This window comes from Paractinoplanes abujensis, from assembly GCF_014204895.1.
Classification (GTDB): domain Bacteria; phylum Actinomycetota; class Actinomycetes; order Mycobacteriales; family Micromonosporaceae; genus Actinoplanes; species Actinoplanes abujensis.
This window is the reverse complement of record NZ_JACHMF010000001.1, coordinates 4,822,226-4,835,122: the sequence shown is the minus strand read 5'-3', so window position 1 is coordinate 4,835,122 and position 12,897 is coordinate 4,822,226. Positions and strand designations below refer to the sequence as shown.

The following is a 12,897-nucleotide window of genomic DNA, read 5'->3' as shown; positions in this document are numbered from 1 at the left end:
GTCCCTGTCGCGCTGCCCGTGTCGGCGGGCGGTCCGGTGGTGCTGCCCGCGTGTGCGGGTGGCCTTGTCGTCCTGCCCGCGTGTGCGGGCGGTCCTGTCGCTCTGCCCGCGTGTGCGGGTGGCCTTGTCGTCCTGCCCGCGTGTGCGGGCGGTCCTGTCGCTCTGCCCGCGTGTGCGGGTGGCCCTGTCGTCTTGCCCCGCCTGTGCGGTCGGGCCTGTGGCGCTGCCCGCCTCTTCGGGCGGCCCCGTCGCGCTGCCCGCGTCTGTGGGCGGCAATCTCTCGCCGCTCACGCTCCTGCGCTGCAGGGCTCTCGCGCCGCCTAGGTTCACCACGCGCCGCCTATGTTCTCGCGCCGCGCACGGTCTCGCGCCGCGCACGGTTTCGCCCGCGCACGGTTTCGCGCTGCTCAGGGTCTCGCGCGGCTCACGTTGCGCAACTCAGGGTCTCGCGAGGTGCCTGCTCCCGTTGCCCACGGTCGCGCAGCGCGCCTTTTCGCGCTGTGCATCCTGCAGTGCCGGGCGCCCCTCGCGCTACGCGTCTTCTCGTGCTGCGCGTCGTCTCGCGTCGGGCGTCTTCTCGTGTCGGGCGTCGTCTCGTGCCGGGCACCCCTCGCGCTGCGCGTCTTCTCGTGCCGGGCCCCTTCTCGTGCCGTGCGGCGCCCCCCAGACGCCGCCGAGCGGTCGGCGGTGTGAGGTTGGGGCGGAGATGTGTTCGCGCTGGGCGGCTTCGCTCAGACCGCACCAAGCGCCGGTCGGTGTGAGGGTTTGCGGAGACGCGTTCGTGGCGGGCGGCTTCGCTCGGGCCGTGCCGGGCGGTGGGCGGCGCAGGGGCTCAGGCGGAGACGCGTGTGCGGCGGGCGGCGACCGCTCCGAAGGCGGCGCCCGCCGTCAGGGCTGCGGCGGCCAGGGCGGTGAACCACGCCCAGAAGCCCGAGCCGGGCAGCAGGGCCAGGGCGGCCGCGGCGGTCAGCGCGCCGGCGGGCAGGGCCGCGGCGAGCGGGAGGGGCGCGGCGCCCGGCCGGCGGGCCACGGCGATCGCCAGCGGGAGGACCAGCAGGAGGTAGGGGAGTGGCCAGGTGGCCGGCACCGCGTCCTCCTTGACCGCGGCGTAGATGACCCCGGCTGCAATGGCCAGCACGATCGCGGCCACGGTCTGCACGAGCAGGAACGCCGCTCCCGTGCGGGCCGGGGCCGCCGATTCCTCGGGTTCGCCGAAGCCGAGCCACATCATGGCGACCTGAACGAGTTCCCGGATTCCCTGCCGTGCCCCGTTGTCCCCCATGGGCGTAAGTCTATTGGGGCCGGTGCGCCCGGCCGATCAGCCGATTTCCCCTGGCGCCGGCCCGGAGTGGCGAACACGGCATTGTCCGGCGACGCCGCCGGGCGGTCTTCTGGCGTACGCTCTCCGCGGTCGTGCATTGCGCGGCCGCCAGGGGGATGCGCACCGTGATCGGGCTTGATCGGGCCGTGGTTGCGGGGCTTTGCAAGGGTGTGGCCATGGGGAGCCAAACGATGGGGATTTCCAGCAGCGGGGGCGGGTCGCTCACCCGTGAACCGCTCGACTCGGCTCAGGCCGACGCGTTCGCGCCGATGTTCAAGGCCTTGGGTGACCCGGTGCGCCTGCGGCTGTTGTCGATGATCGCCTCGGCCCGCGGCGGCGAGGTGTGTGTCTGCGACTTGACCGGCGAGTTCCATCTGACCGGCCCGACCATCTCGCATCACCTCAAGGTGCTGCGTGAGGCCGGCCTGGTCGACAGCGACCGCCGCGGCACGTGGGTCTATTACCGCATGATCCCGGCGGCCTTGGCCGTGATGGGCACCCTGCTGGAGACCGGCCTCCCCGTCTGAGCTTCACTTCTTGAGCGGGTCGTGCCCCCAGTTCATCAGGGAGTAGCGCCACTTCGTGTCCTCGACGTCGCCTTTGGGGCGCTGGGCGAGGTGCCGGTGCACGTATCCGACGACCTTGCGCATGTGGGCCTCGTCGGCCTCGGTGAGGTCGGCCTTCTTCGTACCCAGGATCTTCACGATCTTGCGGCCGGAGTCGTGGCCGACCGACTCGCCGCCCGACGACGACTTCTGGCCCACGTCTTTGGCCTCGTCGGTCTCGAGCCACTTCTTCAGTTCGCCCGCCGTCATGTTCACGGCGTCCTTGAACTCGGCGTACGTGTCCTGCTCAGCCATCCTTCTTCAGCGCCCCGGGCTTGTGGACCGCCTCGCGCCCGGTCTTGTCGCTTTTGACCTTGTACTGCGGGTCGTCGGGGGAGGCGTCGACGGTGCGGCCCGCGGTCTCGGTGCGCTTCGTGATCTTCTGTTCGACCTCGCCGTGGACGGTCTGCCCGTGGCTCTTCCAGGTCACGTCATCGCCCTTTTTCAGGCTTTTATTCGCTTCAGCCATATCAGCGGGATACCCGGGAGGCCGTGGCGGAAACGGCGGATGCGCAGTTCAGCGCAGGTCGGCCACGAAGATCGCGGTGCCCGGGAACAGCCGGCCCCGCAGCGGGCTCCACTGGCCCCAGACCTCCTCGTGACCCGCCGGCCACTCCGGTTCGACCAGATCGCGCAGCACGAACCCGGCGGCCACGAGCTCGCGCACCCGGTCGCCCAGGGTGCGGTGCTGTTCCACGTACGAGGGAACGCCTTTTTCGTCTGTCTCGACGTAGGGCGTGCGATCGAAGTAGGAGTTGCGCGCGACCAGGCCCGTCTCGTCGGGCTCGTCCCAGAAGATCCAGCGCATCGGGTGGGTGATCGAGAAGACCCAGGACCCTCCCGTACGCAGGACGCGCGCGACCTCCCGCATGGCGGCACCCGAGTCGGCCACGAACGGGATCGCTCCGAAGGCGGTGCAGACGATGTCGAATACGCTGTCCGCGAACGGCAGGGCCAGCGCGTCGGCTTGGACGAGGGGCACCCGCACCCCCGTACGGGCCTCGGCCTGTCTCGCGTGCCGCAGCATCCCGGCCGACAGATCGAGGGCGGTCACCTCGGCGCCCTGTCCGTCGAGCCAGCGGGCGCCCGCGGCCGCACCCGCCCCGAGTTCCAGCACCCGCCGGCCTCGTACGTCGCCGAGCAGCCGGGCGTCGGCCTCCCGCAGTCCCTCGGGACACCACACGAAGTCGAGATCGCCCAGGAAGCCGCCGTGTTCGGCTTGGTAGTCGTCGGCGTCGGCGTCCCACCAGCCGCGGCTGGCGACCCGGCTCTCGGCGTCGGTGATCGCCCGCCGGTGGGGCACGTCGGACCCCGACAGGTTGATCTCGGTCACCCGGACACCGTACGGCACGGCGTGCCGACGTCATGATTGCGGACATTACGGGCATGCTGCGAGGTTTGGGCCGAACATTGTGCCTCGGTCGTCAGGAGGGCTTGCAACCTGTGGTAATGCGCACGGTAAGCTAGTCGATGCGCTCGCGGATCGTGTGCCTCGGCAGGGAGCAGGTTCCGTGGTCGTCGGTCTCGACATGATCGACTGCAAGGATTCTGGTCCTTCTGGGTTGCCCGATCCTTCTGGTGTTGTTCGTGCCGTGCCCGCCGGCAGTTCCGCGGAGCGCGAGAGACACCACGAATCCATCCGTTCGGAGCAACAGTCCACATGACGAGCAGCATCGAGGCCACCTCGAGCGCCAACAAGGTCACCGTCGACGATCTCGGGTCCGAGGAAGCATTCCTCGCCGCCATCGACGAGACCATCAAGTACTTCAACGACGGCGACATTGTCGAAGGCACCGTCGTCAAGGTCGATCGGGACGAGGTCCTGCTCGACATCGGCTACAAGACCGAGGGTGTCATCCCCTCGCGCGAGTTGTCGATCAAGCATGACGTGGACCCCGCGGAAGTGGTGTCGGTCGGTGACCACATCGAAGCCCTCGTCCTCACCAAGGAGGACAAGGAAGGCCGTCTGATCCTCTCGAAGAAGCGCGCTCAGTACGAGCGCGCCTGGGGCACCATCGAGAAGATCAAGGAGGACGACGGCGTCGTTCGCGGCTCCGTCATCGAGGTCGTCAAGGGTGGTCTCATCCTCGACATCGGCCTCCGTGGCTTCCTGCCGGCCTCCCTGGTCGAGATGCGTCGTGTCCGCGACCTTCAGCCCTACGTGGGTCGCGAGCTCGAGGCCAAGATCATCGAGCTGGACAAGAACCGCAACAACGTGGTCCTGTCCCGCCGGGCCTGGCTCGAGCAGACGCAGTCCGAGGTTCGCACCGAGTTCCTCAACAAGCTGCAGAAGGGCCAGGTCCGCAAGGGCGTCGTGTCCTCGATCGTCAACTTCGGCGCGTTCGTCGACCTCGGCGGCGTCGACGGTCTGGTGCACGTCTCCGAGCTCTCCTGGAAGCACATCGACCACCCGTCCGAGGTTGTCGAGGTCGGCCAGGAGGTCGAGGTCGAGGTGCTCGACGTCGACCTGGACCGCGAGCGCGTCTCGCTGTCGCTGAAGGCGACCCAGGAAGACCCGTGGCGCCAGTTCGCCCGCACCCACGCGATCAACCAGATCGTGCCGGGCAAGGTCACCAAGCTGGTTCCGTTCGGCGCCTTCGTCCGGGTGGACGACGGCATCGAGGGCCTGGTGCACATCTCCGAGCTGGCCGAGCGGCACGTCGAGCTGCCCGAGCAGGTCGTCCAGGTGGGCTCCGACGTCCTGGTCAAGGTCATCGACATCGACCTGGAGCGCCGCCGGATCTCGCTGTCGCTCAAGCAGGCCAACGAGGGCTTCGTCGAGGGCGAGGAGCACTTCGACCCGACCCTCTACGGCATGGCCGCGACGTACGACGCCGAGGGCAACTACATCTACCCGGAGGGCTTCGACCCCGAGACGGGCGAGTGGCTCGAGGGCTTCGACAAGCAGCGCGAGGCGTGGGAGAAGCAGTACGCCGACGCCCGCGAGCGCTGGGAGGCCCACACCAAGCAGGTGCAGGCGTCCCGCGACGCCGACGCCGAGGCCGCGCTCAACCCGGCTCCGGCCGGTGGCACGACCACCTCGTCGTCGACCTCCACCTCGACGAGCTCCTCGAGCTCGTCGGCCCCGGCGCGCGCGTCGGAGGAGCCGTCCGGCACCCTGGCCACCGACGAGGCGCTCGCCGCTCTGCGCGAGAAGCTCGCCGGCGGCAAGAGCTGACCCCAGCTCCGGTCTCCTGAAGGCCGTCCCGACTTCGGTCGGGGCGGCCTTCGCCGTTCCCCGGATCCCAGGCGTGCTTTCGGTCGCCCTGACCGGGATACTGGGCGGGTGTTGCGAGTGGGGCTGACCGGTGGCATCGGGGCGGGCAAGAGTGCGGTGGCGCGGCGGCTGGCGCAGCGCGGTGCGGTGATCATCGATGCCGACGTGCTGTCCCGTGAGGTGGTGGCCCGGGGCACCGAGGGGCTGACCGAGATCGTGGCGGCCTTCGGTCCGGGCGTCGTCACAGCGGAGGGCGATCTCGACCGTCCGGCACTGGCGGCCGAGGTCTTCGGCGACGACGCGGCCCGCCGCACCCTCGAAAAGATCATTCACCCCCGCGTACGGGCTCGGACCGCTGCGCTGATCCGCGAGGCGCCCGCCGAGGCGATCGTCGTCAACGACGTGCCGCTGCTCGTCGAGACCGGGCTGGCCCCCTCCTACCACCTGGTCGTCGTGGTCGAGGCCGACCGTGACCAGCGCATCCGGCGGCTCGTGAAAACCCGCGGCATGACCGCCGAGCAGGCCGAGGCCCGCATCGCCGCGCAGGCCGCCGACACCGACCGCCGCCGCGCCGCCGACGTGGTGCTGACCAACGACGGCACCCTCGACGACCTGCACGCCCGCGTCGACAAGCTGTACAAACTGCGCCTGAAGCCGTACGAGGAAAATCTGCGCACCGGCTGCTCGGCCCGCGCCGACCGCCGCCTGCACATCGCCGAGGCCGACCCGACGTGGCCCGACCAGGCGGCCCGGCTGATCGCGCGGATCGAGCACGCGCTGCCCGCCGGCAACAAGGTCTCGCACATCGGCTCGACCGCCGTGCCCGGGCTGCCCGCCAAGGACATCATCGACCTCATGCTGGCCGTCCGGACCCTCGACGAGGCCGACGCGCTGGCCGACCCGCTGGGTGCGGCGGGCTTCCCGCGCCGGTCGGGGGAGTGGTACGACAACGCGCGTGGCCTGCCCGGCCAGACGTGGCCCAAGCGCCTGCACGGCGGGGCCGACCCCGGCCGTACGGTCAACCTGCACGTCCGGGTGACCGGTTCCCCCGGGTGGCGGTTCGCCCTGCTGATGCGCGACCACCTGCGGGCCGTGCCCGAGGCCCGCGACGGCTACGCGGCGGCCAAGGAACGCTGGGCGGCGGAACATCAGGACCGCTACACGTACGGCGACGCGAAGGAACCCTGGTTCGACGAGGAGGCCGTGGCCGCCGACGACTGGGCCGAGGCCACCGGATGGCAGCCGAGCCCCTGAGATTCCCCCGTACGCGATGACGCGTACGGAATGCTGGTTTTGATCGTGGGGTTGAAAGAAGGGCGCTCGCGGCGGCCGGTCAGCGCACAGCGCGACCACCAGCGGGTGCGCTCGCCGTGAGCCGGGGCGCAACAACCACGGGCCGGCCGAGGGGACCGTTTGATGATCCCGCTCGATGCCGGGCGGCCGCCGCGAGCGGCCTACCCGAACAGGTTAGGCGGGCCACGCAACGCCTAACAATGCCGCCGGACGGGGCCGAATGTGCACCCACCGCACGCGTGCTCCACGGCGGCGGCCGAAACTTGTCAGACCCTCGACGTACGGTGGTTTCCATGGCGCTCGACATCCCACGACTCGACGGCCGCTTCGAGGTCGTCAGCGAATTCCAGCCTGCCGGTGACCAGCCGGCGGCCATCGCCGAGCTCGACCGGCGGGTCCGGAGCGGCGATCGCCACACGGTGCTGCTCGGCGCGACCGGCACGGGCAAGAGCGCGACGACCGCGTGGCTGATCGAGAAGCTGCAGCGGCCCGCGCTCGTGCTCGCGCCCAACAAGACGCTGTGCGCTCAGCTCGCCAAAGAGTTCCGCGAGCTGCTGCCCAACAACGCCGTCGAATACTTCGTCAGCTACTACGACTACTACCAGCCCGAGGCTTACATCGCCCAGACCGACACCTACATCGAGAAGGACTCGTCGGTCAACGAAGAGGTCGAGCGCCTGCGCCACTCGGCCACGATGTCGCTGCTGACCCGGCGCGACACGATCGTGGTGGCCACGGTGAGCGCGATCTACGGCCTGGGCACCCCGCAGGAATACCTGGATCGTTCCGTCGCGGTCAAGGTGGGCGACGAGATCGACCGTGACCAGGTGCTGCGCCGTCTGGTCGACATTCAGTACTCGCGCAACGACATGGCCTTCCAGCGGGGCACGTTCCGGGTCCGCGGCGACACGCTCGAGATCATCCCGGCCTACGAGGAGCTCGCGGTCCGCATCGAGCTGTTCGGCGACGAGATCGAGAAGCTGTATTACCTGCACCCGCTGACCGGCGAGATCGTCCGCGAGGTCGACCAGCTGGTCATCTTCCCGGCCTCGCACTACGTGGCCGGCCCCGAGCGGATGGAGCGGGCGATCCGCCAGATCGAGGCCGAGCTCGAGGAGCGGCTGGCCGAGTTCGAGCGGCAGGGCAAGCTGCTCGAGGCGCAGCGCCTGCGCATGCGCACGCAGTACGACGTCGAGATGATGCGGCAGGTCGGCTTCTGCAACGGCATCGAGAACTATTCGATGCACATGGACGGCCGCTCACCCGGCGAGCCGTCGTTCACCCTGCTCGACTACTTCCCCGACGACTACATCACGGTCATCGACGAGTCCCACGTGACGATCCCGCAGATCGGCGGCATGTACGAGGGTGACGCGTCCCGCAAGCGCATCCTCATCGAGCACGGCTTCCGGCTGCCCAGCGCGGCCGACAACCGTCCGCTGCGGTTCGACGAGTTCCTCGAGCGGGTCGGCCAGATGGTGTTCCTGTCGGCCACACCCGGCCCGTGGGAGATGCAGCAGGCCCAGGGCGAGTTCGTCGAGCAGGTGATCCGCCCGACCGGCCTGATCGACCCGCAGGTGGTCGTGAAGCCGACCAAGGGCCAGATCGACGACCTCATGCACGAGATCAAGCTGCGCACCGAACGCGACGAGCGGGTGCTGGTCACGACGCTGACCAAGAAGATGGCCGAGGACCTCACGGACTATCTGCTCGAGAACGGCATCCGCGTGCGCTACCTGCACTCCGAGGTGGACACGCTGCGCCGCGTCGAGCTGCTCAAGGAGTTGCGCAAGGGCGACTACGACGTGCTCGTCGGCATCAACCTGCTGCGCGAAGGTCTCGACCTGCCCGAGGTGTCGCTGGTTGCGATCCTCGACGCCGACAAGGAGGGCTTCCTGCGCTCCGGCCGGTCGCTGATCCAGACCATCGGCCGCGCCGCCCGAAACGTCTCGGGCGAGGTCCACATGTATGCCGACAAGATGACCCCGTCGATGCGCGACGCGATCGAGGAGACCAACCGGCGCCGCGACAAGCAGATCGCGCACAACAAGGCCAACGGCATCACCCCGCAGGCGCTGCGCAAGCGGATCCACGACATCCTCGACGACATCTACCGCGAGGCGGAGGACACCGACGCGGCAGTCAACCCGATGGTCGGCGGCGGCGGCCGGCAGATCTCGCGCGGCAAGGCGCCGGTGCCCGAGACCAGGTCGAAGGGCCGCGCCGCGGCCGGGGCCACGGCCGCCAAGGGCATGGCCCGCACGGAGCTGGCGCAGCTCATCCAGGATCTCAACGAGCAGATGCTGGGGGCGGCGCGCGAGCTGCAGTTCGAGCTGGCGGCCCGGATCCGGGACGAGATGAGTGAGCTCAAGAAGGAGCTGCGGGGCATGGACGCTGCGGGGGTGAAATAGTTCGAGCCGTCCGGCCGCCCTGGCTAATGTGGCCGGATGACTGCGACCGGCGACACCACGTGGATCGAGCTGACCGGCCTGCCCGCGGAGCTGCTCGCCCTGGCCGAGCGGTGCTACGCGGCCGACGGCGGGATGCCGCTGGCGACCGACCCGGCTTTCCTCGGGCGGCGCTGGGCCCAGGGCTTCGGGCTGGCCGCCGAGGACGGTTCGCTGCTCGCCGCCGGGGCGGTCCGGTCCGGGCCGTTCTTCACCGGTCTTGTCGACCCTGACGCACGAGGGCGCGGGCTTGGCGCCGAGGTGCTCGATCGCGGGCTGGCGCTCGCGGCCTCGGCGGGCTCCGTGGGCCCGGCGGCCTCGACCGGTGATCGGGTCGTGACCGTGGAGTCGGAGACGATGACCGACGACGCGGCGGAGCTGTTCGAGTCGCGGGGCCTGCGGCAGACCTTCGCCGAGGACGTCATGCGCATCGACGACCTCGACCTGCCCCCGGCCGAGTGGCCCAGCGGGGCGACCGTCACGGCCTGGGACGGGCCCGCGATCGCCCGGCGCTTCCACACGACGTATGACGCGTCGTTCCGCGACCGGCCCGGCTTCCCCGGCGACCCGGCCGAGGAGTGGATCGCCGAGAACGAGGAGGACGAGGACTTCCTGCCCGGCTGCTCCCTGCTGGTGACGCTGCCCGGCCTGGGCGACGCCGGGTTCGTGGTGGCCGCCCGGGGCTGGATCGTGCAGGCCGGCGTGGTGCCGTTCGCCAGGCGCCGGGGTCTCGGGGCGGCCCTGATCACCGAGGCGCTGACCCGCATGCGCTCCGCCGGTGAGGCCGACCACGCCTGGCTGACCGTCAACATCAACAACCCGGGGGCGGCGGCGCTCTACCGCCGGCTGGGTTTCGTGGAGCGAGGGCTGCGGGCCCGGTACCAGCGACCCGTCTGATCGGCTGTTCCCGGCATCAGACGCGCCCGGCCGGGTACGCGACGGGCATGATTCGCTGGGTGGACGCCTTCCTCGACCGGCCCTCCGAAAAGCTCGACGACGCCGTCACGTTCTGGGCGACGATCACCGGGTCCACTCCCGCGCCGCAGAAGCATCCCGGGTTCGTACGGCTGCGGACAGCGGCCGGCGACGACTGGCTCGAACTCCAAGGCGTCCGCGAAGGTCCCGGCGGTCACCACCCCGACATCTGGGTCGACGACCGCGCCGGTTTCAACGGCCGGGCCCTGACGGCGGGCGGGACCGTCCTGGCCGACCACGGCGACTGGCAGACGCTCCGTTCCCCGGCCGGCCTGCGCTTCTGCACGGCGACGTGGCGTGACCAGCATGTGCGGCCGCGACCGTACGGCGGGCCGGGTGGCGTGACGCTGCGCCCCCACCAGCTCTGCTTCGACCTGGCGCCGGCCGAGTACGACCGCGAGGTGCACTTCTGGCGGACACTGACCGGCTGGGAACTGGACGAAGGTGAGCAGGCCGACGAGTTCGTACGCCTGCAGCCACAGCCCCCGGTCCCGATCCGCTTCCTGTTCCAGCGGCTCGACTCGGACCGGCCGGCCTCGATCCACCTGGACGTCTCGTGCTCCGACATCCCGGCCGCCCGCACCTGGCACGAGTCCCTGGGCGCCACGTTAGTGGGGGAGTGGCCGCACTGGTCCACGTTCCGCGACCCCGCAGGCGGCGTGTACTGCTTGACCAGCGGCGACCCCGCCACCGACTGAGCCGGGCCGCGCCTCCGACTGAGCTGCCTCACCCGGACTGAGCGGGTGCCCGCCGCCCGCCGCCTGAGCCGGCGCCCGCCGCCCACCGCCCACCGTCCGAGCGGGCACCGCCACCGACGTAGCCGGCGCCCACCGCCCGAGTTCGCGCCCACCGTCCGAGCGGGCACCGCCACCGGCGCCCACCGCCCGAGTTTGCGCCCACCGTCCGAGCGGGCACCGCCACCGACGTAGCCGGCACCCGCCGCCCGAGCGGGCACCGGCACCGACGGAGCCGGCCCGCTGGAGCACTTCCGCTCAAGCCGGCCCTGCTCAGCCCGGCCTGCTCAGCCTGGCCCTGCTCGCTCTGAGGCTCAGGGGCGTCGCTTCAGCTTTCGTCGGCGGGAACGTCGACGTAGTGCTCAACCAGCGGCGGGTTGGCGAAGTAGGGCCCGATCAGGTCGCGCCACTGCTGGAAGCGTTCGGTGGCGCGGAAGTTCTTCTCATGGGCTTCGACGTCGTCCCACTCGACGAGCAGCACGAACCGGGACGCCGACTCGATGCCACGGGTCATGCGCACTGAGCGGCACCCCGGCGTGCCGGCCAGGATCGGATGGCCCGTCCGGTAGGCCGCGGCGAAGGCGTCCTCGGAGCCGGGAGTGATGTCGATCAGCGCAACCTCAAGAACCATGCTGGCAGCCTCCCACAGACCCAAACAAACTAGCCTCCTAGGACGCACTAGAGCTTGTGAGTTGGGGCTGGCGGGCGATCACAAGACTTCGAGGGGTACGGGGCAGAGCTGGGCGCGGCTGAGACCGACCAGGGCCGAGTTGGCGGGAAAGGACTACCAGGCCGCCGGCAGGTGAGTTCCTACGGGTGAGAGCGACCACAGGGCCCGAGCAGGCGGGAGAGGACGACCACCAGGCCGTGAGCAGGAACGAAGCGGAGTTGCCCGCGGGTGAGGGCGGCCACAACGCCTGACTTGGGCCTGTTCCGGGTGGCGAAGGAACAGGAGTGAAGGTCTCGGGAGCGGATACCTGGAAGGCCGCCGGGGTAACGTGAAGATGAGCGTTTGGGGAGGGTTGGGCCGAGAGACTCGACACGCTTTCCCGGGGTGCTCTGCCGTTGGGTCGTTCGATGCGACACAATGGCTGCCGTAGGAGGGGAGTATTCCCTCGTGCCGGTCTCGTCAACACGGAGCGCCCACCCCCTGAGGGCGTGCCCGGGGCCGGCGGTCGCCACTCGTGCATGACGGCGGCGGAAGAGACCTCCGACAGTCGCACGTCGCTGTTCCCGCCGATTACCCCCGGTGCGGGCGCAGCGCCGAACCGTGTCTGCCGGAGGTTGTAGTTGAACATTTCCGCCTGGGTGTGGATCGTCACCCTGGTTGCCGTCGTCGTGGTGCTGGCGATCGACCTTCTGATCATCGGCCGGCGACCGCACGAGCCTTCGATGAAAGAGTCGGGCGGCTGGGTGGCCTTCTACATCGCCCTCGCGTTGGCGTTCGGCGGTGGCCTCTGGTTCTTCGCCGGGGCGGGACCGGCCGCGGAGTTCTACACCGGCTGGCTCACCGAGTATTCGCTGAGCGTCGACAACCTCTTCATCTTCATGATCATCATGGCCCGGTTCGCCGTGCCGCGGCAGTTCCAGCAGAAGGTGCTGCTCATCGGCATCGTGCTGGCTCTGATCATGCGTGGCCTGTTCATCGCCGCCGGCGCCGCGCTGATCTCGCAGTTCTCGTGGGTGTTCTACATCTTCGGCGCGTTCCTCGTCTACACGGCGATCACCCTGCTCAAGGAGGGTGAGAACGACGAGGAGGACTTCAAGGAGAACATCTTGATCCGGTGGGCCAAGCGCGCCCTGCCGGTGTCGTCGTCGTTCGACAGCGGCCGGATGACGGTGGTCACCGAGACCGGCAAGCGCCTGTTCACACCGATGCTGATCGTGATGATCGCGATCGGCACGACGGACCTGCTGTTCGCGCTCGACTCAATCCCTGCGATCTTCGGCATCACCAAGGAGCCGTATCTGGTCTTCACGGCCAACGTGTTCGCGTTGATGGGTCTGCGGCAGCTGTTCTTCCTGCTGGGCGGCCTGCTCGAACGCCTGGTCTACCTCAATTACGGCCTGGCCGCGGTGCTCGCCTTCATCGGCGTCAAGCTGTTCCTCGAGGCCTTGCACACCAACAACCTCGACTTCATCAACGGCGGCGACGGCGTCCACTGGGCCCCCGAGATCCCGATCTGGCTGTCGCTCCTGGTTATCATCGGCACCCTCGGCATCGCCACGGTGGCCAGTCTGATCAAGTCGTCCCGCGACCGGCGGAAAGAGCTGGCCGGCACCCCCTCCTGACACGCACACGAAA

Annotated in this window: 12 protein-coding genes; 7 read left to right on the top strand and 5 right to left on the bottom strand. The window is 69.8% G+C overall.

Annotated elements, in window-relative coordinates:
* Positions 1-832 precede the first annotated feature (832 nt).
* Positions 833-1,282 carry a hypothetical protein gene (locus tag BKA14_RS21795; RefSeq protein WP_184952743.1) on the bottom strand — a complete coding sequence of 150 codons (450 nt, stop codon included), beginning with the start codon at positions 1,280-1,282 and terminating at the stop codon, positions 833-835.
* Positions 1,283-1,512: 230 nt separating this feature from the next.
* On the opposite strand from BKA14_RS21795, the gene BKA14_RS21790 reads away from it, so the two are divergent.
* The gene (locus tag BKA14_RS21790; protein WP_239092783.1) at positions 1,513-1,848 is read left to right on the top strand and encodes an ArsR/SmtB family transcription factor; all 336 of its coding nucleotides are present in this window, start codon (positions 1,513-1,515) and stop codon (positions 1,846-1,848) included.
* 3 nt (positions 1,849-1,851) lie between these two features.
* On the opposite strand, the gene BKA14_RS21785 is transcribed toward BKA14_RS21790, so the two are convergent.
* From BKA14_RS21785 to BKA14_RS21775, 3 genes are read right to left on the bottom strand one after another with little or no spacing between them, the layout of a single operon-like run.
* Positions 1,852-2,181 (bottom strand): DUF3140 domain-containing protein, encoded by a 330-nt coding sequence (locus tag BKA14_RS21785; protein ID WP_184952742.1) that lies wholly within the window; start codon positions 2,179-2,181, stop codon positions 1,852-1,854.
* Positions 2,174-2,395 carry a hypervirulence associated TUDOR domain-containing protein gene (locus BKA14_RS21780; protein WP_184952741.1) on the bottom strand — a complete coding sequence of 74 codons (222 nt, stop codon included), beginning with the start codon at positions 2,393-2,395 and terminating at the stop codon, positions 2,174-2,176. The genes BKA14_RS21785 and BKA14_RS21780 overlap by 8 nt, the downstream gene beginning before the upstream one ends.
* Before the next feature lie 48 nt (positions 2,396-2,443).
* On the bottom strand, positions 2,444-3,259 hold the full coding sequence (locus BKA14_RS21775) for a class I SAM-dependent methyltransferase (RefSeq protein WP_438861897.1): 816 nt from the start codon (positions 3,257-3,259) through the stop codon (positions 2,444-2,446).
* A gap of 327 nt (positions 3,260-3,586) precedes the next feature.
* Here BKA14_RS21775 and rpsA point away from each other — a divergent pair, with 327 nt between their 5' ends.
* The 5 genes from rpsA to BKA14_RS21750 all read left to right on the top strand — a co-directional run bounded on the left by rpsA (position 3,587) and on the right by BKA14_RS21750 (position 10,556).
* Positions 3,587-5,104, top strand: a complete 1,518-nt coding sequence (gene rpsA, locus BKA14_RS21770; RefSeq protein WP_184952740.1) for a 30S ribosomal protein S1 — start codon at positions 3,587-3,589, stop codon at positions 5,102-5,104.
* Between the two features lie 108 nt (positions 5,105-5,212).
* Positions 5,213-6,397, top strand: a complete 1,185-nt coding sequence (coaE, locus tag BKA14_RS21765; RefSeq protein WP_184952739.1) for a dephospho-CoA kinase — start codon at positions 5,213-5,215, stop codon at positions 6,395-6,397.
* A 332-nt stretch (positions 6,398-6,729) separates the two neighbouring features.
* Complete coding sequence (gene uvrB, locus BKA14_RS21760; protein ID WP_184952738.1) at positions 6,730-8,847, top strand: excinuclease ABC subunit UvrB; 2,118 nt, start codon at positions 6,730-6,732, stop codon at positions 8,845-8,847.
* 36 nt (positions 8,848-8,883) lie between these two features.
* The gene (locus BKA14_RS21755; RefSeq protein WP_184952737.1) at positions 8,884-9,780 is read left to right on the top strand and encodes a GNAT family N-acetyltransferase; all 897 of its coding nucleotides are present in this window, start codon (positions 8,884-8,886) and stop codon (positions 9,778-9,780) included.
* A 47-nt stretch (positions 9,781-9,827) separates the two neighbouring features.
* Positions 9,828-10,556, top strand: a complete 729-nt coding sequence (locus BKA14_RS21750) for a VOC family protein (RefSeq protein ID WP_184952736.1) — start codon at positions 9,828-9,830, stop codon at positions 10,554-10,556.
* Between the two features lie 364 nt (positions 10,557-10,920).
* Here BKA14_RS21750 and BKA14_RS21745 read toward each other — a convergent pair whose 3' ends face one another.
* Positions 10,921-11,223: an antibiotic biosynthesis monooxygenase family protein gene (locus BKA14_RS21745; protein WP_184952735.1), complete on the bottom strand. Its 303-nt coding sequence runs from the start codon at positions 11,221-11,223 to the stop codon at positions 10,921-10,923.
* A gap of 659 nt (positions 11,224-11,882) precedes the next feature.
* Between BKA14_RS21745 and BKA14_RS21740 the strand changes: the two genes are divergently transcribed.
* A complete protein-coding gene (locus tag BKA14_RS21740; RefSeq protein ID WP_184952734.1) occupies positions 11,883-12,884 on the top strand; it encodes a TerC family protein in 1,002 nt (333 codons plus the stop codon).
* Positions 12,885-12,897 lie beyond the last annotated feature (13 nt).

Bases quoted from the DNA above. Each gene is read 5' to 3' on its own strand.
- BKA14_RS21795 (WP_184952743.1), bottom strand. From the start codon at position 1,282: ATGGGGGACAACGGGGCACGGCAGGGAATCCGGGAACTCGTTCAGGTC.
- BKA14_RS21790 (WP_239092783.1), top strand. From the start codon at position 1,513: ATGGGGATTTCCAGCAGCGGGGGCGGGTCGCTCACCCGTGAACCGCTC.
- BKA14_RS21785 (WP_184952742.1), bottom strand. From the start codon at position 2,181: ATGGCTGAGCAGGACACGTACGCCGAGTTCAAGGACGCCGTGAACATG.
- BKA14_RS21780 (WP_184952741.1), bottom strand. From the start codon at position 2,395: ATGGCTGAAGCGAATAAAAGCCTGAAAAAGGGCGATGACGTGACCTGG.
- rpsA (WP_184952740.1), top strand. From the start codon at position 3,587: ATGACGAGCAGCATCGAGGCCACCTCGAGCGCCAACAAGGTCACCGTC.
- uvrB (WP_184952738.1), top strand. From the start codon at position 6,730: ATGGCGCTCGACATCCCACGACTCGACGGCCGCTTCGAGGTCGTCAGC.
- BKA14_RS21755 (WP_184952737.1), top strand. From the start codon at position 8,884: ATGACTGCGACCGGCGACACCACGTGGATCGAGCTGACCGGCCTGCCC.
- BKA14_RS21750 (WP_184952736.1), top strand. From the start codon at position 9,828: ATGATTCGCTGGGTGGACGCCTTCCTCGACCGGCCCTCCGAAAAGCTC.
- BKA14_RS21745 (WP_184952735.1), bottom strand. From the start codon at position 11,223: ATGGTTCTTGAGGTTGCGCTGATCGACATCACTCCCGGCTCCGAGGAC.